19 protein-coding genes are annotated in these 21,679 nt (G+C 64.2%); 14 read left to right on the forward strand and 5 right to left on the reverse strand.

What is annotated here, in order from left to right; genetic code table 11:
• Positions 1 to 8 precede the first annotated feature (8 nt).
• Positions 9 to 1,475, forward strand: a complete 1,467-nt coding sequence (locus tag Q5Y75_RS07150; protein ID WP_306195773.1) for an inorganic phosphate transporter — start codon at positions 9 to 11, stop codon at positions 1,473 to 1,475.
• A gap of 10 nt (positions 1,476 to 1,485) precedes the next feature.
• Here Q5Y75_RS07150 and Q5Y75_RS07155 read toward each other — a convergent pair whose 3' ends face one another.
• From Q5Y75_RS07155 to Q5Y75_RS07175, 5 genes are read right to left on the reverse strand one after another with little or no spacing between them, the layout of a single operon-like run.
• Entirely contained in the window at positions 1,486 to 2,466 is a 981-nt protein-coding gene (locus Q5Y75_RS07155) for a 2-dehydropantoate 2-reductase (RefSeq protein ID WP_306195774.1), read from the reverse strand.
• Complete coding sequence (locus tag Q5Y75_RS07160) at positions 2,466 to 3,335, reverse strand: metal ABC transporter permease (RefSeq protein ID WP_306195775.1); 870 nt, start codon at positions 3,333 to 3,335, stop codon at positions 2,466 to 2,468. Before Q5Y75_RS07160 ends, Q5Y75_RS07155 begins: the two co-directional genes overlap by 1 nt.
• Positions 3,335 to 4,222, reverse strand: a complete 888-nt coding sequence (locus Q5Y75_RS07165) for a metal ABC transporter permease (RefSeq protein ID WP_306195777.1) — start codon at positions 4,220 to 4,222, stop codon at positions 3,335 to 3,337. The genes Q5Y75_RS07160 and Q5Y75_RS07165 overlap by 1 nt, the downstream gene beginning before the upstream one ends.
• Complete coding sequence (locus Q5Y75_RS07170; protein WP_306195779.1) at positions 4,219 to 5,130, reverse strand: manganese/iron ABC transporter ATP-binding protein; 912 nt, start codon at positions 5,128 to 5,130, stop codon at positions 4,219 to 4,221. The genes Q5Y75_RS07165 and Q5Y75_RS07170 overlap by 4 nt, the downstream gene beginning before the upstream one ends.
• Positions 5,131 to 5,157: 27 nt before the next feature.
• A complete protein-coding gene (locus Q5Y75_RS07175) occupies positions 5,158 to 6,060 on the reverse strand; it encodes a metal ABC transporter substrate-binding protein (protein WP_306195780.1) in 903 nt (300 codons plus the stop codon).
• A gap of 277 nt (positions 6,061 to 6,337) precedes the next feature.
• Between Q5Y75_RS07175 and Q5Y75_RS07180 the strand changes: the two genes are divergently transcribed.
• The 13 genes from Q5Y75_RS07180 (at position 6,338) to Q5Y75_RS07240 (ending at position 21,673) form a co-directional block, all read left to right on the forward strand.
• Positions 6,338 to 7,264 carry an AfsR/SARP family transcriptional regulator gene (locus Q5Y75_RS07180; RefSeq protein WP_306195781.1) on the forward strand — a complete coding sequence of 309 codons (927 nt, stop codon included), beginning with the start codon at positions 6,338 to 6,340 and terminating at the stop codon, positions 7,262 to 7,264.
• Positions 7,265 to 7,468: 204 nt separating this feature from the next.
• Positions 7,469 to 7,714 carry a hypothetical protein gene (locus Q5Y75_RS07185; RefSeq protein ID WP_306195782.1) on the forward strand — a complete coding sequence of 82 codons (246 nt, stop codon included), beginning with the start codon at positions 7,469 to 7,471 and terminating at the stop codon, positions 7,712 to 7,714.
• On the forward strand, positions 7,711 to 9,729 hold the full coding sequence (locus tag Q5Y75_RS07190; protein ID WP_306195783.1) for a hypothetical protein: 2,019 nt from the start codon (positions 7,711 to 7,713) through the stop codon (positions 9,727 to 9,729). The genes Q5Y75_RS07185 and Q5Y75_RS07190 overlap by 4 nt, the downstream gene beginning before the upstream one ends.
• Positions 9,722 to 10,933, forward strand: a complete 1,212-nt coding sequence (locus Q5Y75_RS07195; protein WP_306195785.1) for a hypothetical protein — start codon at positions 9,722 to 9,724, stop codon at positions 10,931 to 10,933. The genes Q5Y75_RS07190 and Q5Y75_RS07195 overlap by 8 nt, the downstream gene beginning before the upstream one ends.
• The gene (locus Q5Y75_RS07200; protein WP_306195786.1) at positions 10,930 to 11,214 is read left to right on the forward strand and encodes a hypothetical protein; all 285 of its coding nucleotides are present in this window, start codon (positions 10,930 to 10,932) and stop codon (positions 11,212 to 11,214) included. The genes Q5Y75_RS07195 and Q5Y75_RS07200 overlap by 4 nt, the downstream gene beginning before the upstream one ends.
• Positions 11,214 to 12,236 carry a hypothetical protein gene (locus Q5Y75_RS07205; protein WP_306195787.1) on the forward strand — a complete coding sequence of 341 codons (1,023 nt, stop codon included), beginning with the start codon at positions 11,214 to 11,216 and terminating at the stop codon, positions 12,234 to 12,236. The genes Q5Y75_RS07200 and Q5Y75_RS07205 overlap by 1 nt, the downstream gene beginning before the upstream one ends.
• Positions 12,233 to 13,594, forward strand: coding sequence for a S8 family peptidase (locus Q5Y75_RS07210; protein WP_306195788.1), 1,362 nt, complete (start codon positions 12,233 to 12,235; stop codon positions 13,592 to 13,594). The genes Q5Y75_RS07205 and Q5Y75_RS07210 overlap by 4 nt, the downstream gene beginning before the upstream one ends.
• Positions 13,591 to 15,735, forward strand: coding sequence for a hypothetical protein (locus Q5Y75_RS07215; protein ID WP_306195789.1), 2,145 nt, complete (start codon positions 13,591 to 13,593; stop codon positions 15,733 to 15,735). Before Q5Y75_RS07210 ends, Q5Y75_RS07215 begins: the two co-directional genes overlap by 4 nt.
• Positions 15,736 to 15,765: 30 nt before the next feature.
• A complete protein-coding gene (locus Q5Y75_RS07220) occupies positions 15,766 to 16,860 on the forward strand; it encodes a hypothetical protein (RefSeq protein ID WP_306195791.1) in 1,095 nt (364 codons plus the stop codon).
• Positions 16,861 to 16,872: 12 nt separating this feature from the next.
• Positions 16,873 to 18,138, forward strand: a complete 1,266-nt coding sequence (locus Q5Y75_RS07225) for a hypothetical protein (protein WP_306195792.1) — start codon at positions 16,873 to 16,875, stop codon at positions 18,136 to 18,138.
• Between the two features lie 3 nt (positions 18,139 to 18,141).
• Positions 18,142 to 19,080, forward strand: a complete 939-nt coding sequence (locus tag Q5Y75_RS07230) for a hypothetical protein (RefSeq protein WP_306195793.1) — start codon at positions 18,142 to 18,144, stop codon at positions 19,078 to 19,080.
• Positions 19,077 to 20,468, forward strand: coding sequence for a hypothetical protein (locus Q5Y75_RS07235; protein ID WP_306195795.1), 1,392 nt, complete (start codon positions 19,077 to 19,079; stop codon positions 20,466 to 20,468). The genes Q5Y75_RS07230 and Q5Y75_RS07235 overlap by 4 nt, the downstream gene beginning before the upstream one ends.
• On the forward strand, positions 20,465 to 21,673 hold the full coding sequence (locus Q5Y75_RS07240; RefSeq protein WP_306195796.1) for a hypothetical protein: 1,209 nt from the start codon (positions 20,465 to 20,467) through the stop codon (positions 21,671 to 21,673). Before Q5Y75_RS07235 ends, Q5Y75_RS07240 begins: the two co-directional genes overlap by 4 nt.
• Positions 21,674 to 21,679 lie beyond the last annotated feature (6 nt).

The raw sequence follows: 21,679 nt of genomic DNA on the forward strand, positions 1-21,679 counted from the left end.
GTGGCATCATGAGTGACCACCTGGACGAAATCCGCTGGACCAAGCTTGATCGTGATCTGAACCGGATTTCCCGCGCCGAGCTTGCCGCCTCCTACGCAGCCCGCCCATTGGTCGCGCCGGGTCTGGCACTGGCATTCATCGTTCTGGTCGGTCTCTCTGCAGCGCTGTTTTTCGGCCAGACCACCGGTGGGCTGGTTGTGGTCGCGGCTGCGATCTTTGGTGCGTATATGGCGATGAATATCGGTGCCAATGACGTGGCCAACAACATGGGCCCGGCGGTGGGCGCCAATGCGCTGAGGATGGGAACCGCGATTTGCATTGCCGCATTGGCCGAAAGCGCCGGAGCGCTACTGGCGGGCGGTGCCGTGGTCGAAACCATTGCCAAGAACATCGTCGACCCCACGGCGATGCAGGATGCGCAGGTCTTTATCTGGGCGATGCTGGCGGCGCTGATCTCCTCGGCGCTCTGGGTGAACTTTGCCACGCTCATCCGCGCGCCGATCTCGACCACCCACTCGGTGGTTGGCGGGGTGATGGGCGCGGGTGTTGCGGCTGCCGGGCTGGCGGCGGTCAACTGGCCGATGATGGGCGCAATCGCTGCAAGCTGGGTCATTGCGCCCTTGCTGGGCGGGCTCATCGCCGCGGCAATTCTGGCGCTGATCAAGGCGAGTATTCAGGATCGAGACGACAAGATCGCGGCGGCCCGGGTCTGGGTGCCCATTCTGGTCGCGGTGATGGCGGGGGCTTTTGCGGCCTATCTGGCTGTTCAGGGCCTGCAACGGGTCGTCAAGGTCGAGCTAGGCACGGCGTTGCTGATTGGCCTGTTTGCCGGTGGGCTTGCATGGTCGCTGACCGTGCCATGGGTTCGGCGTAAATCTGCAGGGATGGAGAACCGGGCCCGCTCGCTCAAGAGCCTGTTTGGTCTGCCGCTCATTGTGGCGGCCACGCTGCTGAGCTTTGCCCATGGGGCCAATGATCTGGCCAATGCGGTGGGGCCGGTGGCCGCAATCGTTCATACTAGCCAGTTCGGAGCCTTTGCGGCGCAGGTGCCGGTGCCCGGCTGGGTGATGGCGATCGGGGCCTTCGGGATCTCGTTCGGTCTGTTCCTGTTCGGCCCGCGTCTCATTCGGATGGTCGGCACGCAGATCACCAAGCTGAACCCGATGCGTGCGTTCTGCGTCGCGCTGTCGACGGCCATCACCGTGCTGTTGGCCAGTTGGCAGGGCCTGCCGGTCAGTTCCACCCATATCGCGGTTGGTAGTGTGTTTGGGGTGGGGTTCTATCGCGAATGGCACAACCAGTTTCGCCAGCGCCGGGCACCGACCCTGCGGCAGATTGCGACCGAGGAGCGCCGTCACCGCAAACTAGTGCGCCGGTCGCATTTCATGACCATTCTTGCCGCCTGGATGGTGACGGTGCCCGCCACCGCGCTTCTGTCGGCCACCTTATTCACCGGGCTGACGATCTTTATGTAGGCGCGCAGGTTCAAATCGTGCGAATGTCGTCCGGCGTCAGAGCGTGATCGGGCGCGCTGCGGATCAGGGCTGAGACGCGGGCACAAATTGGTGTCTCGCGATCATATTGCTGCCCCAGCGCAACAACCTCACCCTGCAACGTGTCGATCTCGGTCACCCGGCCCGCCATCAGGTCATAGGCCATAGAGGTCCGCGCATGCGGATCAATGGTCAACATCCGCGCTGCGATCCGCGAAAATAGAGGGGTCGGCAGGCGCAAGACATGGGGCAGCATCCAGGTCGCAAGCGGAGTGGTCGATTGCGTCGCGATACCGGCGGCTTTGAACACCGCCAGCGCCTCCTGCATCTGATCAGCCATCAGACGCCGCCAGGCCAGGTCAAGCAACTGCTCCTGCAAGGTCAGCCCCGACAAGGCGTTGAGTGCGTTACTGAGATTGACCAGCAGCTTGCCCCATTGCACCGCCTCGATCTGGTCGCTTTCGCTCACAGCCAGATCCGGCACATTCAGGTCTTGGTCCAAGCCAACCGGCCCGGCCTCGATCACGACATCGCCTGACGTCGCCCGGTGATAGCTGCCCGCCGCTTTGGGCACCACGTTGAACGGCACCATCCCGGCGCGGATATCACGATCTGGCAATACTTCGCGCAGGGTGTCGGCGTTGGTGATCCCGTTCTGCCAGGACAGAACCGGCGCATCGGGCGGGGCATATGCCGCGATCTGCTGCGCGATATCTGCGGTGGCGGGTGTCTTGACCGTCACGATCACTATCTCGGCGGCGGCGAGACCGGCCGGGTCGTCGGAAAGCGTCAGATCGCTGGCGGCGATATGGGCCGAAAGCCCCGAGAAATCGCTGACGGTCAGCCCGTTCTCCCGCACTGCATTCAAGACCCGCGCGCGTCCCAGCAAGGTGACCTGATGCCCGCCCCGCGCCAGCAACCCGCCGGTGAAACAGCCGATGGCCCCCGCGCCCGCGATCACGATGCGTGCCATCAGGAAACCGGCCCTTCCGGCGAGGCGGCCTCGACCCGGCGCATCGACATGCGGCGGGTGATGATCTGCCGCCGCACAAAGGCGACAAGGAACATCGCGGTCAGGATCAGCACGATGGTCGGTGCGGGCGCGCTATCGAGAAAGAAGCTTGCATAGGTGCCCATCAGCATCGCCGCCATGCAGACCAGAACAGAGACCCAGAGCATGGTCGAGAACTTGCGTACGATCAGAAAGGCGATCGCCCCCGGTGCAATCAACAGACCGATGGCCAGGATCAGCCCGGCCGCCGCCAGCGTCGCCACGATGGTCAGCGACAGCGCGCCCAGCAAGCCATAATGCAGCCAGTTGACCCACAGCCCCGAAGCCTGTGCCTGCGCCGGATCGAAACTGTGCAGCAGCAGGTCTTTCCATTTCAGCGCCAATGCCAGCGCCACGCCACCCGAGATGATCCCGGCCTGCCAGAGTTCGTGCGGCTCCACCCCAAGCATGTTGCCAAAGAGGATATGATCGAGATGCGCGTTAGTGGGCACCGAAACATAAAGAACGATGCCCAGCCCAAACATGCCGGAAAACACCACGCCCATGACCGTGTCCTGCTTCACCCGGCTGTTGCTGGATAGATACCCGGTCGCCATCGCGCAGGTCATGCCCGCTGCAAAGGCGCCGACAATCAGCGGCAGGCCGAAGATATAGGCCAGCACGATCCCCGGCAGCACCGCATGGCTGACCGCATCGCCCATCAGGGCCCAGCCCTTCATCACCAGAAAACACGACAGCAGCGCGGTGGGTACCGAGACGATCATCGAGATCAGAAAGGCGTTCTGCATGAAGCCGAAGCGGAAGGGCAAAAGCAGCGTCTCGATCTCCATCAGGCGGCCTTTCGTTCTGGTTTGGGGGTCGGGCGGCGCGTCAGCGCCGCATCCGCCTTGCGCCGGGCCGCCAGCAGGCCATGCTTTGGCGCAAAGACAAAGGCGGCAAGGAACAGGAGCGTCTGCAGGCAGACGATGATGCCTCCGGTCGCCCCGTCGAGGAAATAGCTGATATAGGCGCCGAGAAAACTGGTCAGCGATCCGATCAGGACCGAGGTCAGGATCAGCCTTGGAAACCGGTCGCAAAGCAGATAGGCGGTGGCCCCCGGCGTCACCACCATCGCGATCACCAGAAACGCGCCGACGGTCTGCATGGCGGCCACCACCGAGGCCGAGAGCAGCACAAAAAACACCGCTTTCAGCAAGCCGGGGCGCAACCCGATGGCGCGGGCGTGGTTTTCGTCAAAGAAGGTGACCATCAGATCCTTCCACTTCGCCAGCAGTACTGTCAGCGAGACAAAGCCGATGATCGCCAGTTGCAACGTGTCCTCTGGCGTAATGGCGAGGATGTTGCCCATGGTGATGGTCTGGATCGAGATCGACATAGGGTTGATCGACACGATGAACAGGCCCAGTCCGAAGAACGACGTAAAGATCAGCCCGATAATCACATCCACCTTCAAGCCGGAGCGTTCCGACAGGAACAGCATCGCCCCCGCCGCCAGCCCCCCGGCCAGAAAGGCCCCCAGCGAGAATGGCAGCCCGAGGATATAGGCCCCGGCCACCCCCGGCACCACCGAATGGGACAGCGCATCGCCGATCAGTGACCAGCCCTTGAGCATCAGATAGGCGGACAGAAAGGCGCAGACCCCGCCGACCAATGCTGACACCCACATGGCGTTGGTCATGTAGCTATAGGCGAAGGGCTCGGCCAGGTACTCGATCATTCCTGCGGCTCGCTGTGTTTATCGGTGCGCTGGGTCTTGTCGCCATATTGCACGAATGGGCGTTCGTCATCGGACAGGATCGTGACCTGCCGCGCGTCTTCGTCGTCATGCAGCGTGTCACCGCCCAGCGTGAAGTGGCGCAGCACGCCGCCAAAGGCCTCTTCGAGGTTTTCGCGGGTAAAGGTGGTTTCGGTCGGCCCATAGCCCAGCACGGTGCCCTTCACCAGCACCGTGCGGTCGCAGAATTCCGGTACAGAGCCCAAATTGTGGGTCGAAACCAGCATCACCCGGCCCTCATCCCGCAACTCACGCAGCAGCGCGACGATCTGATCCTCGGTTTTAACGTCAACGCCGGTGAACGGTTCGTCCAGCAGGATCACCTGCCCGTCCTGCGCCAGAGCACGGGCCAGAAAGACCCGCTTGCGCTGACCGCCGGACAGCTCTCCGATCTGGCGGTGGCGATAATCCTGCATGTTGACCCGGCGCAGCGCCTGATCGACCGCGTTATGATCGGCCTGTTTGGGCCGCCGCAGAAACCCCATATGGCCGTAACGACCCATCATCACAACGTCTTCGACCAGCACCGGAAAGGCCCAATCCACCTCCTCCGATTGCGGGACATAAGCGACGAGGTTCTGGCCAAGCGCCTGTTTCACACCCATCCCGAGGATGCGGATTGCGCCTTGTGCGGCAGGCACAAACCCCATGATTGCTTTGAAAAGCGTTGATTTTCCCGCCCCGTTGACCCCAACCAGCGCAGTAACCGTGCCGCGCGGGATTTCGAAGCTGGCATTCCACAGCGCGGTATGGCCGTTGCGATAGGTGACCGTCACATCCTGCGCGCTGATCCCGCCGCCTGGCCCGCCGGTTTCAGATACATCCCTGGCCAGGCTATGATCATCGCGCATTTGGTTTTCCTTCTTGCCCGGCAGGCGTCAGTTCGTGGCGGCGGTCAGCCCTTGCGCCACGGTGCCGGAGGTGACTTTTAGCAGGTCCAGATAAGTCGGCACTGCGCCCCCCGCATCACTCAGCGAGTCGACATACAGCTCGCCGCCATAGGCGACGCCGGTTTCGCGCGCCACCTGTTTGGCCGGGGCTGAGTTGACCGTGCTTTCGCAAAACACCACCGGAATGTCATTGTCACGCACCCCGTCGATCACCGCACGGACCTGTCGCGGCGTGCCGACCTGATCGGCGTTCATCGGCCAGAGATACAGCTCCTGCATCCCGAAATCACGGGCCAGGTAGCTGAACGCGCCTTCACAGGTGACCAGCCAGCGGCGGTCTTGCGGAATCTCAGAAATCGCATCCCGCAAAGGCTGGATGGTGGCGCGCAGCTTGTCTTTGTAGGCGGCGGCGTTGCTCGCATAAATCTCGGCGTTCTCCGGGTCATGTTCGGCAAAGGCCTGTTCGATATTGTCGATGTAGATCAGGGCATTATCCAGCCCCATCCAGGCATGCGGGTTGGGTTTGCCTTCGTAACTGCCCGAGGCAATGGGGATCGGGTCGATTCCTTCGGTCAGCGTGACCGACGGCACATCACCCAGATTGGACAGGAACTGTTCGAACCACAGTTCCAGATTCATGCCGTTCCACAGGATCAGATCGGCATCCGAGGCGCGCACGATATCCTGCGGCGTCGGTTCATAACCGTGGATCTCCGCACCCGGCTTGGTGACAGAGACAACCTCTGCCGCCTCTCCTGCCACATTCGCGGCCATATCGGCCAGAACGGTAAAGGTCGTCACCACTTTCATCTTGTCACCGGCCTGCGCGCCTGTCGCGAGCGCAATCGCAAGGGCAGCAGCAGAGGTGGTCTTGAACAGGGTCGTCAGCATCCGTGTCTCCTTGCAGAGCAGATAGGTCACCTGCGTGTAAATGCAAATCACTCGCAACTGTCAAGGCTTTTGCGAATTACTCGCAATAAAGGCGATGGGCCGCTGCGTGGCGCCACCTCCTGGCCCGGATGGGCAATTTTGTGCAGACAAAAAGCGAACTCTACAACAAAAGGTTGCACGACTCGCCTGACTTGCTCAAAATTGACCTAGGGTAAGCTGTTCCGCGCAACCTTATCATTTCGACAGGTTTTGCAATGGGCCGACATCAGGAGGTCCCATGATCAAGATATTTTTGCTCGGCCAATTTGCGGTCACTGGAAAAGGCGGGCGCAGCGCCGATCTGCACACCCGCAGGGGCACCGAATTGTTCACGTTTCTGGTTCTAGAATCGGGCCGCACCTTTCACCGGGCCCGTCTAGCCGAACAGTTCTGGGGGCATCTGCCCGAGGCGCGCGGGCGCAAGGCGCTGAACACCGAGCTTTGGCGCATCACCGCTGCGCTGCGCGCCATCGGCATGGATGTCGCTACATCGCTTGTCCGCACGCAGCACGAGGTCGGCTATGCGCGCCAGCCCGATCATGAACTGGATGTGGATCATCTGAACCGGGCGGCTGACATCGTGGCCTCCGAAGATCCCGAGACGGTATCCGCCGCCGATCTCGGCCGGATTGAGCGCGCGGTCGAGGCCTATCGCGGTGATCTGCTGGAATCGGTCTATTCCGACTGGTGCCTGCTTTGGCGCGAAAGCCTGCGTGCCAATTTCACCGAGGCGCTGGAGTTTCTGCTGCGCGCCGCGATGGGCCGGCAGGACTGGGCGTCGGGCCTGCGCCATGGGCGCGTGCTGCTGGCGCTGGACCCGCTGTTGGAACATGTGCACCGGGCGTTGATGCGCTGCCATTACCATGCCGGGAACCGGCCGCTGGCGCTGCGCCAATACGCCCATTGCGAGCAGATCCTGCGAGAAGAGCTGGGCGTCGCCCCAATGGACGAGACGCGGCGGATTCAGGAAACCCTGCTGGCCGTCACGCCGCGTCCCAGCCGCGCCGTTGAACAACGCGTGGTCGAGGCGCCGCCGCGTCAGGACGGCACCCGCCGAAGCCCGGCGCAGAAGGTCGATCTGGCGCTTGCTAATATCAACACCGCGCGCGGCTGGCTCGAAGATGTCAGCCAACAGCTGCGTGGCGGACCGTCCAAACCCGCCTGACCAAACCGCGCGCTGGCGCGTGCGCGGGTCTCTCAAAACTGTCACATTGCCGGGTCCATTCGGCCCGCTGCCGCCTGAATTTTTGCGTAACTCGTTGTTTCTAATCGTATACCCCTGTGATAGCCCTGTGATCCTGCGGTGAGAACGCGGTGTCGCGCCCTGTGCAGACTGGTCCGGAACCCCTGCTCTGAGCCCGAGTCGCACGTGTCCCATGCCCGTCACACCCAGTCCCATCGTTTTGTCGTGATCTACCGGTGCGAACCCCGTGAGATCGCCGGTGCCGCAGAGGTCTGGCGGGGTTGGGTCGAGCGCATTCCCGATCCCCGACAGCGCGCCGAGGGAGGTCAGACCGAAGAGCGGCTCGGCTTTCACGAGTTGCAGGAGCTGCCCGCGCTCATCACCCGGCTGATGGACGAGGCCACCGCCCCCGACAGGAGAACCCGCCCATGAATATCTCATCCTCTCCGTCCCGGCCCATGCCTGTAACGCCGCGGATCAGTTCGGGCGAGCCGTCGGCGGCGATGCCTGTGACCGTGTCACCCTCGCGCCGGGAATTGCGGCGTGCCGACCCGTCGCTCTCGTTTCAGGTCAGCGCACCGGGAATGCGGTTTTTCGACGTGATCGTCGCCACGGAACCGGCGCTGTTTGACCCAGCCGAGGCGCATCGCCGGACGCCGAAGAATTTCCGCTCGTCCCGGCAGGATTTTCAGGGCCTTCCCATCGAGATCGAGACCGGCTTTTATATGCTGCCCCGCGCCTTTATCCGCGATGTCATCAGTCAGGAACCGCGCCCGACCCGGTTGTTCTACCTGGCGGTGGGTTACAGCGATGAAACCGCGACGGACGGGATTTATTCACTGCCCCCCGACCGGTTTGCCGAAGCTCCGTTTGTCAGCCTCGCCGGTGATCTGAGTGCGGCGAGCCTCAGCCATGTTCTGGGCATGGCGGTGCATCGGCTGGGTTCGGTCGGGCCTGCGGGTCGGGTCATGGCGGTTGCGCCAACGCCTGCGCAAACGCCGCTGCCCCGGATGATCGGAGGGTTGCCGGTGCAGGCCCCGAACCCGCATTTGCAGATGCCGGTTGCCTCGCCACAACCCGTCAGCGCGCCTCCGACCAGGGCGATCAACGGCCCAAGCCCGGTTGCGCCGGGTGCTGTGAACGGCCCCGCGCCGGTCGCGCCCCAGCCAGCGCGGGACACACCTGCGCAAAGCACCGCTCCGGTGGCCGCAGACCCGGCGCCCCAGAACGGTGCGCCTGCGCCTGAAATCGTGGCTCCTCAGCCGCAAACCGATGATTTCATTGATGATGACTATGCCTATGGGGCTAGATCCGGGGCATCCGCCATGTTCCGTGACTATGACGCAAATGCCCCGGAAGAGGACCCGGTACCACATTACGACGACGGTCTGGGGCCAATGAACGGGGCCGGTGAAGCGCCCACCGCAACGCCCATCCCGCCGCTGGACGACACACCACCGCCCTTGCCCGCGACTGGAACCGAAGCGCCGCCAGCTCCCGTGCAACCTGTCCCTGCCCCGACGCAACCGACCACCCCTGCCCCCGCGCCCGCCGCAGGCGGTGAGGGTTGGAAAGATGCGCTGGTCCAGACGGTTCTGGCCGAGGGCGTCGCGGGTCGCTACGAGGCGCTCAACCTTGACGGGGCGTTCCGGGGGCGTCTGGGCCAGACCCATCCCTATTACCAGCGCGCCCATGACGGGTTGTCGCTGGGGCCGCATCAGGCCGGGCAGGACAGCGGTGAGCTGGGTGAATTGCTGACGCTGATGCAGGCCGCCGACCCGGCCGGGTTTGCCGCCACCTTCGGCCCCGCTGGCGATCAGCTGATCGCTGTTACCACCGCCTCGGGCCCGCTGAGTGGCGATGCGCCGGACGGGCGTGGCGCGCGGGTGCAGCCGGTTGAGGGTCGCGATATCTGGGAAGACCCCTGGGTCGAACGCTTCCGCAAGGCCGCGCAGCATCCGCCCTACCAGGCAGCGATGCGCGCTCAGATCATCGCCCGGCGGCTGGAGCCGATGTTGCCGGTGGCCGACGCTCTGGGCATCGCAAACCGGCGCGGGCAGGCGATGCTGTTGACGCTGGCGATCCTGAGCGGTGTGCCACAGGCGATCACGCTCAGCCGCGCAGCGATCAACCCGTTTGACACACCGGCCAAGCTGGCCGCCGCCTTGCAGGCGCTGGGGCATGACAGCCTGAACGCCTTCCAGACAGCGCAAGGCCTTGCGCCCACCGAAACGCTTGATGATGCCAGCCACTTCGCGCTGCTGACTGCGCTGCGCGGGCTTGGCCCAGAGGCACCGGTGCAATTGCCCGATCCAGACTCCACCCTTGATACGCTGGTCACCTCGCTGGGGCCGGGTCCGCAGGGCGATGCGCTGCTGAAGCTGCGGGTCTCGCCTGCCTTCCGTGACAACGGTGCCACAGCCGCACTGGGGGCAACCCATGCATAACCCCCACCAGCAGGCGCAGACGCCGCATCTGGACCGGCCCGCGATTGACGCGATGCTGGCGCAAAGCAAGGCCTGGCAGGAGATGTCGCCCGCCGATCGTGACGACATGGCCCAAGCGATGTCCAAGGTCTTTGGCTATCTGGGACAAAACCCGGCACAGGCTCCGGCCCGGCAGATGGCGCCTAACTTCAACCAGATGCGCGGCGGTGGCGGCGCGCCGCCGCCCGCTCAGCAGCCCGCACCTCCACCAGCGGCAAGCGGTGCGGCACCCGGTGGTGGGCCCGGCGGCGGTCAGGGCGGCAGCAACATCTTTCAGGATGCGGGCGACGCCACCCAGACGATGCTGGGGGCCATCGGCTTCCCCGATTTCTGTGCCTCTCTAATCCAGGGCACATTCCAGGCCATCGTCGACAGTTCCATCCAGCAGATGGAGGCGTATTCCAACCTGCTGGCCGAAACCGCCAAGACCGTCGACGTGTTCATGGAGGACAATATCTCGGACGATATGGCCCGGGACCACCTGACCTCGAATTACGGTGATATCTTCCAGAAGGACATCACCTCGGGCCAGCCGCAGATGACGGTGAACACGACGGCGGTGGGCGCTGGGCAATTGCCGAGCTTCCTCAAGGATCTGGGCTTTGACAGCCCGATGGATCTGGACCAGAACGCGGTCGAGCAGGTGGTCGTGCCCCAGACCCGCAAGACCCTGGCCGAGATGCGGCATCAGTCGCTGGCGACCATGGTGATGATGGGGATCAACCGCATCGTGGTCTCGGATGGCGAGATCAACGCCAAGCTGGTCTTTCACATCGATGCCAGCCAGAGCACCTCGCTCACCTTCTCCGACTACAAACCGACCAATTGGTCGCTGGCGGGGCAGTTGGGCTCGAACCAGTTTGCGGCAAGCGGCCTGCTGGTGAACACCACCAACATCAACGCCCAGTCCGAGATCAACATGAATGCTGATCTGACCGGTGAGGTGCGGGTGCGGTTCCGCTCGGATTATTTTCCGCTTGAACGCTTTGCCGACAGCGCTGCGATCCAGCTCATCAACCAGAACGCCCATGTTGCAACCCAACCGCAACAACCCGCCGAGGGCGCAGCCCCGGGTCAGGGCGGCGAGACCCCGCCGCAACCGACCGCCCCCCTGCCACCGCCGCCGCCCTTGCCGCCAATGGATAGTAACGGAGGAGGCACATGATCTGCGCGACGCTCGCCCAGACCCTGACCGCGTTGGCCGACGGCGCAACGCCCGAGCATCCCGGCCTGTCCGTGACCGAGGCCGAGATCGACCTGCCGCTGCTCGTGTCGCTGGAACGTGGGGCCGACGGGCCTGTCTTTGTTGCGCACCCGCCCTGGTCGGCCTTCCGGTCAGGGTTCGAGCCGGTCGCACATCGTGCGCGCATCACCATTCACGAGGCACCGCATCAGGCGCTGCCGGTTACCACAACCCCAGCCACCGGACCAGACGAGGCGAAGTGATGTCCCCCGCCGGTGGCTATCCGATTGAGGAGTTTCTTGAGGCGATCACTGCCCAGCTTGATCAGACGCAGGATGCGCTGCGGCTCAAGGCCGTCAACCGCCCCCTGACCTTCGCGCTGAAGGATTTCAACGTCGATCTCAAGGTGTTCGTCGAGATGGATCAGGCCGGGCGGGTCACCTTCCGCCCCGCCGCCCCAAACGAAGAAGGAGCCAGCACGGTGAGCATCGGTTTCACCACCATAACGCGCCCGATGATCGAGGAGAACACGATCTCGATGGAAATGGCCAATGCGCCCACGCTGGATGAGTTGGGGCTGGCCCCTGACGAGCGGCGGCAGCTGGCACGCGTCGGAGTGCGCAACGCCGCGCAGCTGCGCAATCTGGAGCGCAATGCGGGCGATGAGGGCCTGTCGCGCCACTCCGGCATCAATCTGGGCCGCATTCGGGGCGCGCTCAATCTGGCGCGTCCGCGATTAAGCGATGTGGTCGATCCTGAAAGCACGGCACCAGAGGTGCCAGTTCCCAACGCAACAGCACCGGATCTGCCTACCCCGGACCTGCCGCCGCAACCGGCGCGCCAACCAGACCCCCCAAGCAATGGCGCGATCCCGCCGCAGCCCGATCCGGCCCCGCCGCCGCAACCCGGTGGCCTCTGGCCACCGCGCGGCCCGCTCTCTCCGGCTGCGCCACAGCCTGGGCCGATCGATCCTGCGCCAACGCCTGATCAATCCCCGCCTCCGATCTCAAACCCGATCGCAGACCGGCTGCGACAGCACCGCCGCAAGCTCGCGATCAAGCCCGATGCCCGCAATATCGAGCTGCGCGGCGCCAACCTGACCGATGGTGGCCGCCTGCCAGTGGCCCGGCTCGACGGGCAGAGCCTGAACCTCTTGGCGGCCAAGCCGTCATCCGTCTCTTTCGCCCTGCCGCAAGGCTGGGCCATGGGACCCGGACGGTTGATTGTCGAGATGCCCGATGGCGAGATGGAGGATTTCGATCTCAGCGGAGGGTCCGGCGCATGAGACGCAGCGGTCACCTCCAGCTCAAGCTGCGGCAGGGCGTCGAGACCCGCGCACCGGCGCATCTGGATGTGCTGGATGGAGCGCGCCGAGCGTCAGGATCGGTGGATGGCAGCGGTGATGTGGACCGCGCGATCCTGCGCCAGACCACCGGAATGCGGGCGCGCCGGGTGTTCCATGCGGGCGCCCATGTCAACCGGATCGGCCAGCGCGACGCTGACTATAACGATTTGGAAACCAAGCTTGGTCTGTCACAGGTCTTGTGTATCGAGCTGGCGGAACCAGTACGTGCCGATGACGTGATCAAGGCGCTGCGCGATGCCGATGCTGTGGATTGGGTCCGTGCCGAGCCGCTCTCATCGGTGCCTCCAATGCACGAGGATCGCGACCACAATGCTGACCCGCGCGCCCCGTTCGATCATGTCGGGGCGCTGGCGGCGCTTGCCATCGAACCGGGATCACACGCCATTACCGTGGCGGTGATCGATACCGGTGTGGCCTTGGAGCATGAGGAATTCAGCGGTCGCCTTGTTGCGGGCTATGACACGGTCGATCTGGGTATGGGCCAGATCAGCGAAGGTGTGTCGTTGGTGGGTGACAGCCTGGGTCGCGATTTCTGCGCCCGCGATGAAACCGGTCATGGCAGCCATGTGGCGGGCATCATCGGTGCGCGTGGGCTCTCGATGACCCATGGCGTCGGTGGGCAAAGCCGCATCGTGCCGGTGCGTGCATTGGCGGCGGCGCGGGCGGGGGAAGGTCCGGTCTTTGGCGTTGGGGGGCTGTCGGATATCGACGCTGCCATCAAAGCCGCCGTCGATTTGGGTGCCAAAGTGCTGAACATGAGCTTTGGCACCGCCCGCGATGATCTCGACCCATTGGCCCCGCCGCCCCATACCGATGCCATCGCTTATGCCACCGCCCGCAATGCGATCCCGGTTGCTGCGATGGGCAATTCCGGGCTGAGCGAGGAATACTTCCCCGCCGCCCTGCCTCAATGTATCGCTGTTGGCTCCATGGCGCTGGATGGCCGGGTCTCTGACTTTTCGACCAAAGGTCCGCATATCGCGCTCTGCGCGCCGGGCGAGGCGGTGCATTCCACCAAGCTGCATGGCTATGGCCGCTCGACCGGGACCAGCCATGCGGCACCTTTCGTTTCGGGCGCTGCCGCTCTGTTGGCGGCCCGGGCGCGCAGGCGCGGTCATGACCTGACCACCGAAGAGGCACGCCAGGCGCTGTGTTATTCCGCCGAAAACCATGGCCGCCAGCCGGATGAGGATACCGGCTGGGGCATGTTGAACATTCCCGCCGCGTTGTCGCGGCTCGACACCATTATTCCGGCATATGAGGAGGTAAGCCCATGAGCTTTATCGACACCGTCGGCGAGGACGGGCTCGCCATTCTGTCCCGCTATGTGATGCAAGGCGCGGCCACAGAGGCCGAGACGCAGGCGCTCGCTGAGGTTGCCGAAGCTGCGTCAGACCATATGGATATCGACATGCTGGAGACCGTGACGCTGCAGCTGCGCAGCGCGCGCGAAGATCATACCAGCCTGCAAGCTGCCGAGGCCGCCTCGGCCCTAGTCGCGCGGGCCATCTGCATGGCCAAGCTCGCCAATGCTGACGGTGCGGTTGAAAAGGACAGCGCCAATTGGCTGTCGCGCAATGTCACCGCCGCCAGCGTGCATCAGGACCGGGTGCGTGGCATCTGGCGCGCCGCTGCCGGTCTGGGCGGCGATCTCGACAAGGAATTCTTCGAGCATGCGCTCGCCTCAGCCCGTGAGGGCAAAACCATCCAGCCTGCGCCGCGGGCAGACACCCAAACCCCCGGCGACACGGGAACGGAGGATAAAATGTTCGACCCAACACCCATTCGGGACGAGATTCTCGAAAAACTGGCCTTCAACCCGGCGGGCCTGCCGCCCGCACTGCGCGATGGCACCAATCAGCAGATCTATGTGGACGCCGTCGTCACCTCGGTCGCGCTGCTGGGGCATGGCCCCAATGATGGCGATAACGCGGCGCTTTGGTCTGCGGCCACCACGGCGCTGATGTTGCTCGACGGGCATTACAACCCGCAGGATTCCCGCTTTTTCGCCCATGCGCAGAAGGCAGTGGCCGAACTTTCGGGCAGCGCCGAGGAGTCCGGCACCGTTGCAATCGACAGCCACAAAAGCGGCGAGTTCGACAATGACGGTAACGAGCTGTTCCTGCAGATGACCGCGCCGGATCCGGAACAGACCCAGCGTATCGGGTATTTTGCCCGTACCTGGCAGATTGTCAGCCGCAAACTGGCCAAGGGCGATAAGGCGTTTTTCCAATCGCTTGCCGTTGCAACTCGCAAGGCAGTCGACACCTACCCAGAGCATCAGGGTGACATCACCCTGCTGACTCCCACCGTGGATGCCGCCTATAACGGCGATATCGCTTCGGGCGGATCGGGCGGCGGTGGTGGCGTTGCCAATGTCGATCTGCCGCCGCTCAATGACCCGGCTGGCTATAATGATGAGATCGAGCGCGAGAATATCCGCGCGGTGTCGACCATCTATGTGAGCTATCAGCTTGAGTTCGCGATCAAGGCCTGCGCGCGGATACTGGAGCTGTTTGTGGCCGGTCTGCTGCCGATCCCGGCCTCGGACGGATCGGCGCGGGTGCTCGACAACCTCTACTGGGATCAGGACGATCTGCTGGACGAAGCCGCGCGGCGCTCGATCTATGCCCGCGTGTTGGGTGCGCCAGGGGGCGAGCTGGCCTTCGATATCCAGCCCAATACCGAGTTCAACACGCTGCTGATGCGCTCGGTTTCCGCTATCGCCGAATATGAGCGCCAGCGCAGCCTTGTCACCCAGTTCGACAATGCCGCGCGCGGACGCCGGTTCCAGCTGACCTCGGGTGAGTTCGTGCGCAAGGCGGTTCGCGATTTTGCCGCTAATGTCTCACTGCGCGGCTGGGCGGGCACCGCCTTTACCGCCGAACGCATGGCGCGTCAGATCAAGCAGGTGATGAAAGTGCTCGGCCTGCCTGCGGTGCGCACTGCCTTTGGCGTCACCACGCCCTGGCAGGTGATCGAGCGGGTCAGCCAGCGTGAATTCGGCATCACCGTGAACACCGTGCTGCACCGCACGCTGGCGGTCGAGACCCAAAGCATCATGTCGGTGATTGCCGAAAACCACACGGTCTGGTCGCAAGGCGCGGCAACGCCGCTCTTCTCGGACACACAGGCCAATGAGGGCGATCTGAGCTATGCCGACTCGGTCCGTCTGGTCAACGCGGCGCAGCATTTCCGGGCGGTGACCGGCATCGGCGATGGTCTGATCGACGAATATTCCGAACCGGTCGAAACCCACGCCGCACCCAGCCTGCCCGATCTGGGCGGCATGAGTGGCATGGGAGGCGGCGCAATGCCCCCGGTCGATATGACCGGCGTCAACGCGCTGCGCGATCTGGTCAATAGCGGGCAGACGCCCAGCCCTGATCAGATCCTGTCCATGTTGCCGCGGCTCTGATCCGGGGCACCAGACTGAAGGGAGGGTCCGATGACCTATCACACCCGTGCCGCCGATGCCGCCAAGAACGTGTTGCACACCGCCGCGCAACGCCTGATGACCGCCGATCCGACTTCGGACCGGCAGGTGGCGCGCGCGCTCGACCGCTCGCTGGACTGGTCGCTGGGCGATCCGTCGCTGGGCGCCCAGGCCGCGCGCAGTTTTGAGCCCAGCTTTTTCGAAAACCAGTCCCGCGCGCTGGCCTTTCAGGTCACGCCAACCGGGCGCGGGATCGGCGCCGGGGATCAGCGCGAGATGACAAACGACACCGTGCGCTCGATGATCTACAGCCATTTCGGCCATGATCCGCTGCGCTGGTATGACCAGCGCTCCGAACCCGCGCGCGCGCGCTATGGCGTCTCTGCCTCGGGTGGGGCGCATTACGCGCTTGGTGTCGATGGATCGGGCCTGCGTGAGGTGCAGGCGGCCTTTGAATGGGGACCACAGACGCTCGATCTGCTGCCCGCGCCGGTGATGGCGCTGGCGCAGACGGCATTGACGGCCCTGCCCGACCTACGCCCCTTTGCCACCGTGATCCGCACTTCGGCGATGAGTGGTGGGCAACAAGTCTCTTTCGAAATTCCCGGCGAGACCTCGCTGGAGGCGTTCAAACCGCTGATGGAGGCGCTTGGCATGGGTCCGCGCCATGGCGGCTTCCAGACACTGCTGGCCTTCGTGCTGGGCGCTCGGTTCAGCTTGCCTGAACGTGCGGCGACGCTGACCCTGCTCAACACGCCGAAAGGGCCGGAAATGCGGGTCGATGTGAATATCGACGCCCTGCCCGATACGCCTGAGCAGCTTCTGCCACTCTTGCGTCTGCCACTGACCGAACGCCCGCAGAACCTGTCGGCGCTCGATAGCTGGATGACCGCGATGACGCCGGATGGCTATTACGGGCCGGGCTCGGTCACCGTGCTGTCGGTGCGCGTGCGCGCCGAAATGCCTGCGCGGCTGGCGCTGTTCCTGCGCCCCGTCGCGATGGAGACCGCCCCAGCGGTAGCCCCCGAGGCGCCGGCCCCGGTTCCCGCCCCGCCGCCGCCGCCGGGCAATGGCGCTCCTGTTGCGGCGCAGCCCCGGCTCAACTGACGGAGGCCCGCCATGATGCACCCCGCCCCCAACCCGCCGCCACACAATCCTGCACAGACCCCGGCCGGTCCCATGGACGACACGCTGAACCATGTGCGCCAGAATGTCCGCAACGTGCTGACCCGCTCGGCTGCCTTCCGCGCCCTGCCGCCTGAGAAGCAGCGTGAGGTGGCGCGCGATACGGTCAAGGTGGCCCGCTTCATCACCGATGCCGGTGGCGAGACCGCTGGCCTGCCGATGTCGGTCTTTATCGACAACCCCGCAGGCACTGCACCTGCGCAAGCGCTTGCCGAGCCCCCGCGTCCCGGCGCGCCCAACCAGGGCCAGCGCGGCTTTACCGGTGCTGGTGTCGATTTCCAGAATGCCGCCACCAAGAATGCCGGAACCGATCTGGCCAGCGTCATCGACGCTGTTGATTTTCCACAATTCTGCGCCTCGCTGATCGAAGGCGTCTTCAACGCGATCGTGCAGACCTCGATCCAGCAGATGGAGGCTTATGCCACCATGGTCGCCAATGTCTCGAAGTCGGTCGACCAGTACATGCAGGACAATGTCTCGCAGGAACAGGCGATGGACCAGATGGTCTCGGGCAATTCCGACCTGTTCGAACAGGATTGGAGCGGTGACGCCCCCAGCATCGCCCCACGCTCGGATGCCAATGAAGACCAGATGGGCGGCTTTCTGCAAAGCCTCGGGCTGCCCTTTGATCTGGACCCCGGCGATGAAGAGGTGATGCAGCAACAGATCGTGCCCGCTGTGCGCAAAAACATGGCGATGGACCGCCAAAAGCTGCTGGCCACTATGGTGCTGATGGGCATCAACCGGATCGTGGTTACGGATGGCAAGATTCAGGCCAGCTGCATGTTCTCGATTGATGCAAGGGACGTGCTGCGCCGCAATCAGGAGATCGATACGAGCTTTGAGCAGACCTACAACAAGCGCCACAACAAGAAGAAGCGCGATGGCTGGTGGATCTTCGCCAAGAACCGCGAATCCGAACGCACACGGCTGAACGTCAAGACCGATATCGACACCAACCAGACCGATGAAAGCGAAAGCAAATCGACGCTCAAGGCCAAGCTGACCGGCAATGTCGATCTGCGCTTCAAGTCCGACTATTTCCCGCTGGAAAACATGATGGAAATGCTGGGCACCAACGAAACGGTGATCACCCAGATCGCGCAGCAGCCCACGCCGCAGCAACAGCAGGCAGGAGCGGCCCTGCCATTGCCGCCTGCCCCGCCGTTGCCCCCGCCCCCCGCCGGTCTCGGAGGCTGAGCCATGCCCGACCCCGCTGCCACGCTCTCGCGCTCGCTGGACCATGTGGCCAGCCTGCTCGACCGCGCGCGTCCGGGGTTTCCGGCGACGGTCGCGATGGGGCTGGGCGGCGATCCGCTATTCATCGATCTGCCGGAATATCGCGGTGGTCTTGGCGGTCAGATCAGCGCCGAGGCGCTGCAGGTGGTGGCCGCGCTCTACTTCTCCGCTGAGATCGAGGGCACCTATTTGATGAGCGTGGGTGAGGAACTGGCCGCAAACCGCTTTACCCTGAACCTGACCGACCGCGAGGCGGCTGAGCGGCTGGAGCATCTGGCTGATGTAATGCAGCAGGGCTGGGTGGGGCGTGATCTGCGCAACCAGATCTTTGCGCGGGTGTTCGGTGTGGGTTATGCCGACCCCAATCTGGGTGACACCGCCGTCAATCGCGAGTTCGAGCCGCAATTGGCACGGTTCTGCATCGCCCTCTTGCGGGCGGCGCAATCGCTGGGTGGGTATAGCCCCTCGACCGGGACGGCAATGCGCGCAGGTGTGGCGGCGCAGTCGCTGCTGGGCGCGCTCTCTGGTCGGATGCAGGGCAACACGCTGATCGTGGCCGAACGGTTGTCGCAGCAGTTGCGGGTGGCGCTGGATGCGCTCAACCACTCGGGTCTGGCGACGCTGTTCCGGGGCGCCAATGCCTGGGATGTGGTGCGCAATGTGCTGGGGCCGGACACGCCCGATCTGGCCGGTCATATCAACCGCGCCCAGACCGGCCTGCGTCTGATCGGCTGGATGGCCGATCACCTGCCCGCCCTGCGCAGCGCCGACAGCCGCGCAATTGCCGCAGCCATTTCCAGCGAACCACAGGCCGCTGGCTGGGCCGAGCTCTGGCTCACGGCTGCCGGAATCGATCCGGCACCGCAGCCGACCCATCAGAGCGCGCCGGGGTGGTTGCAATGACTCGCTTCAACAGCCTGCCCGCCCCCTATAATCGCGCGCCCTCGCCCGAGGGTATCCGGCCCGGCGCTGAAACCGTGTCGCTGGTGCAGACCCAGATCGATGCGCTCTTGAACCGCACGCCCAGCTTTTATGCGCTCAGCGCCAAGGACCGCGACCGGATGCGCGGGCAGTTGACCAATATCAGCGCCTATGCCGCCGAATTGGCGCGCGATGCCTGGGCGCAGACCCAGAAGCTCGGCCAGACGCCGCTGGTGCGGCATGAACGCACCTACCGACCGGTTGCGCAGGACCAGCCAGCCCCGCAGGCACAACCTGTTGCCCGCACGCAGGCCGCTCGCGCCAACCTGCAGACATCGGCCACCGGCCGTGTCGCCGATATCACCCAGTCCACCTTACGGGCCATCGCCTTTCCGACCTTCGTTGCGGACCTGATCAACGGCACGTTCGACGCCATCATCGGGACTACGATCAAGCAGATGCAGGCCTTTATGGAACTGGTCGAGAACGTCTCGAAATCCGTGGCCGAGTTCACCCGCGACAACATCACCGACAATCAGGCGCGGGATTTTCTGGTGCAGTCCTACCCGGACCTGATGCAGATCGACACTTCTGAGGAAACCCCCCGCGTCAGCCTGACCGAGGCGGGCGAAGAGGCCGATGGCAGCGCGCTGGAGGGGATGCAGGGCCGTCTGGGCCTGCCCGACCCGGTTGCCTCGCTGGATGAAGAGACGATCGAGGAACAACTGGTCCCTGCCGCCCGCCGTCGTCTGGCGGAATCGCGGTTGCAGATGCTCAGCTCGATGGTGATGCTGGGTCTGCAGCGCATCGTCATCCGCCATGGGCGCTTGCGGGCCACCATGGGCTTCCATATCGACGCCAGCGACCGCGCCCATGCGGAAGAAGCCTCGACCTTCGATTTCAGCCATCAGAACTCGGTTCAGGGCATGTTCTATGTGGCGTTTTCGGCGCGCACCTCGGTGGCTTATGTCAGTTCGCAGCAATCCGACAGCGACAGCGCCATCAACGTGCAGGCCGATCTGACCGGCGAGGTTGATTTGACGTTTGAGACCGATTACCTGCCGCTGAACCGTCTGGCCCGCGCCGAAAGCATCGAGCGCATTCGCGGCAACACCCCCAACCCCGAGGCCAACCACCCGATCAACGCCGCCGCAGGCATGACCCAGCGCAGCGCCAGTGGGCCGTCTGCGGCGCAAGTGGTCTCGGACCGGATGCAGGCCCATGCACAGGAACCCGCCCCGACCATCGCTGATGGCCTGATCGATGCCGCAGGCCAGGCCGGGCGGGCCGCAACCGGTGCGGTGGGCAGCGCCGTCGGCGGCGCGGTCGAGGGCGCAGGCGCCACTGTCACGGATGGAGGCGGCGGATGAACGACATGATGACCCAATTTCAGGACACCAACCCGCTGCCCGGTCCGTTTGGCGAAAACACTGGGCCGGAGATGACGACCTCTCCGGCGGTGCAGGCGCTGGCCGCGGGTCAGGTCAAGGCGCTGCTAGAATCCGCGCCCGCCTTCTACCAACTGCCCGCCGACGCACAGTCGAAGATGCGCGGAGATCTGGAACGGATCACCACCTATACAGCCACCCTGATCGAGGATGATTGGACCCAGTCCAAGAAGCTCGACCAGACCCCGGTTGTGCGCGAACAGCGCGTGGTCGACGGCACGATGACGGCCCCGGCCCGCGCGCAGGCCGAAGGGTTCCAGCCCAATCAGGAGGGCGGCTTCACCCCGGTCGCAGCTTCGAACGTTGCCCGCATCACCGAGGATACCTTGAATGCCATTGCCTTCCCGACCTTTGTCGCGGATCTGATCAAAGGCACCTTTCAAGCCATCGTCGACAGTTCGATCCAGCAGATGGAGGCCTACGCCGAATTGCTGTCGAACGTGGCCAAGACCGTGCAGCAATTCGAGGCCGACAACATCACCGACAACAACGCCCGCGACTGGCTGGCTGGCGCCTATCCGCAGGTGATCCGGCTGGATACGTCCTCGGGTCAGCCACGCTTGGTCCCGCAGGAGGGCGCGGATGACGCGCAGCAGCCAAATTTCCAGGGTGATCTGAACCTTGGCGAACAGGTCACCAGCGTCGACGAGGAGAGCATTGAAACGCTTCTCGTGCCCGCCGCGCGCCGCAAGATTGCGCAATCGCGCCAGCAGACGCTGGCCACCATGGTGCTGATGGGCATGAACCGCATTGTTGTCACCCGGGGCCGGATCAAAGCCGCCATGGGCTTTCGTATCGATACCACGGATACATCGCGCGCGGAATCGGCGCAGAAATTCGATTCCAAGACCGAAGCATCCGCCCGCTACGGCTGGTTCCTGTCGCCAGTCAAAGCCTCGATGAAAACCACCGTCAGCTATGTTTCAAGTTCCAAGAAATCATCGGAATCCGAGATCGATGTCTCGGCCGATCTGACTGGCGAAGTCGATTTGCGGTTCAAATCCGATTACTTCCCGCTGGAACGGTTCGCCGACACCGCCGTGATCGCGCAGATTCAGCAGAACACCCCGAACCCGGGCGCAAACAAGCCCATCACCGGCGCACCCGGAGGGCAGCAACAGCAATGACCCTCT

It is taken from the genome of Ruegeria discodermiae, from assembly GCF_030758345.1.
In the GTDB taxonomy this organism is placed as follows: Bacteria; Pseudomonadota; Alphaproteobacteria; order Rhodobacterales; family Rhodobacteraceae; genus Ruegeria_C.

Excerpts from the sequence above, each read along its gene's own strand:
- Q5Y75_RS07150 (WP_306195773.1), top strand. The coding sequence starts at position 9 with ATGAGTGACCACCTGGACGAAATCCGCTGGACCAAGCTTGATCGTGAT.
- Q5Y75_RS07155 (WP_306195774.1), bottom strand. The coding sequence starts at position 2,466 with ATGGCACGCATCGTGATCGCGGGCGCGGGGGCCATCGGCTGTTTCACC.
- Q5Y75_RS07160 (WP_306195775.1), bottom strand. The coding sequence starts at position 3,335 with ATGGAGATCGAGACGCTGCTTTTGCCCTTCCGCTTCGGCTTCATGCAG.
- Q5Y75_RS07165 (WP_306195777.1), bottom strand. The coding sequence starts at position 4,222 with ATGATCGAGTACCTGGCCGAGCCCTTCGCCTATAGCTACATGACCAAC.
- Q5Y75_RS07170 (WP_306195779.1), bottom strand. The coding sequence starts at position 5,130 with ATGCGCGATGATCATAGCCTGGCCAGGGATGTATCTGAAACCGGCGGG.
- Q5Y75_RS07175 (WP_306195780.1), bottom strand. The coding sequence starts at position 6,060 with ATGCTGACGACCCTGTTCAAGACCACCTCTGCTGCTGCCCTTGCGATT.
- Q5Y75_RS07180 (WP_306195781.1), top strand. The coding sequence starts at position 6,338 with ATGATCAAGATATTTTTGCTCGGCCAATTTGCGGTCACTGGAAAAGGC.
- Q5Y75_RS07190 (WP_306195783.1), top strand. The coding sequence starts at position 7,711 with ATGAATATCTCATCCTCTCCGTCCCGGCCCATGCCTGTAACGCCGCGG.
- Q5Y75_RS07195 (WP_306195785.1), top strand. The coding sequence starts at position 9,722 with ATGCATAACCCCCACCAGCAGGCGCAGACGCCGCATCTGGACCGGCCC.
- Q5Y75_RS07200 (WP_306195786.1), top strand. The coding sequence starts at position 10,930 with ATGATCTGCGCGACGCTCGCCCAGACCCTGACCGCGTTGGCCGACGGC.
- Q5Y75_RS07205 (WP_306195787.1), top strand. The coding sequence starts at position 11,214 with ATGTCCCCCGCCGGTGGCTATCCGATTGAGGAGTTTCTTGAGGCGATC.
- Q5Y75_RS07210 (WP_306195788.1), top strand. The coding sequence starts at position 12,233 with ATGAGACGCAGCGGTCACCTCCAGCTCAAGCTGCGGCAGGGCGTCGAG.
- Q5Y75_RS07215 (WP_306195789.1), top strand. The coding sequence starts at position 13,591 with ATGAGCTTTATCGACACCGTCGGCGAGGACGGGCTCGCCATTCTGTCC.
- Q5Y75_RS07220 (WP_306195791.1), top strand. The coding sequence starts at position 15,766 with ATGACCTATCACACCCGTGCCGCCGATGCCGCCAAGAACGTGTTGCAC.
- Q5Y75_RS07225 (WP_306195792.1), top strand. The coding sequence starts at position 16,873 with ATGATGCACCCCGCCCCCAACCCGCCGCCACACAATCCTGCACAGACC.
- Q5Y75_RS07230 (WP_306195793.1), top strand. The coding sequence starts at position 18,142 with ATGCCCGACCCCGCTGCCACGCTCTCGCGCTCGCTGGACCATGTGGCC.
- Q5Y75_RS07235 (WP_306195795.1), top strand. The coding sequence starts at position 19,077 with ATGACTCGCTTCAACAGCCTGCCCGCCCCCTATAATCGCGCGCCCTCG.
- Q5Y75_RS07240 (WP_306195796.1), top strand. The coding sequence starts at position 20,465 with ATGAACGACATGATGACCCAATTTCAGGACACCAACCCGCTGCCCGGT.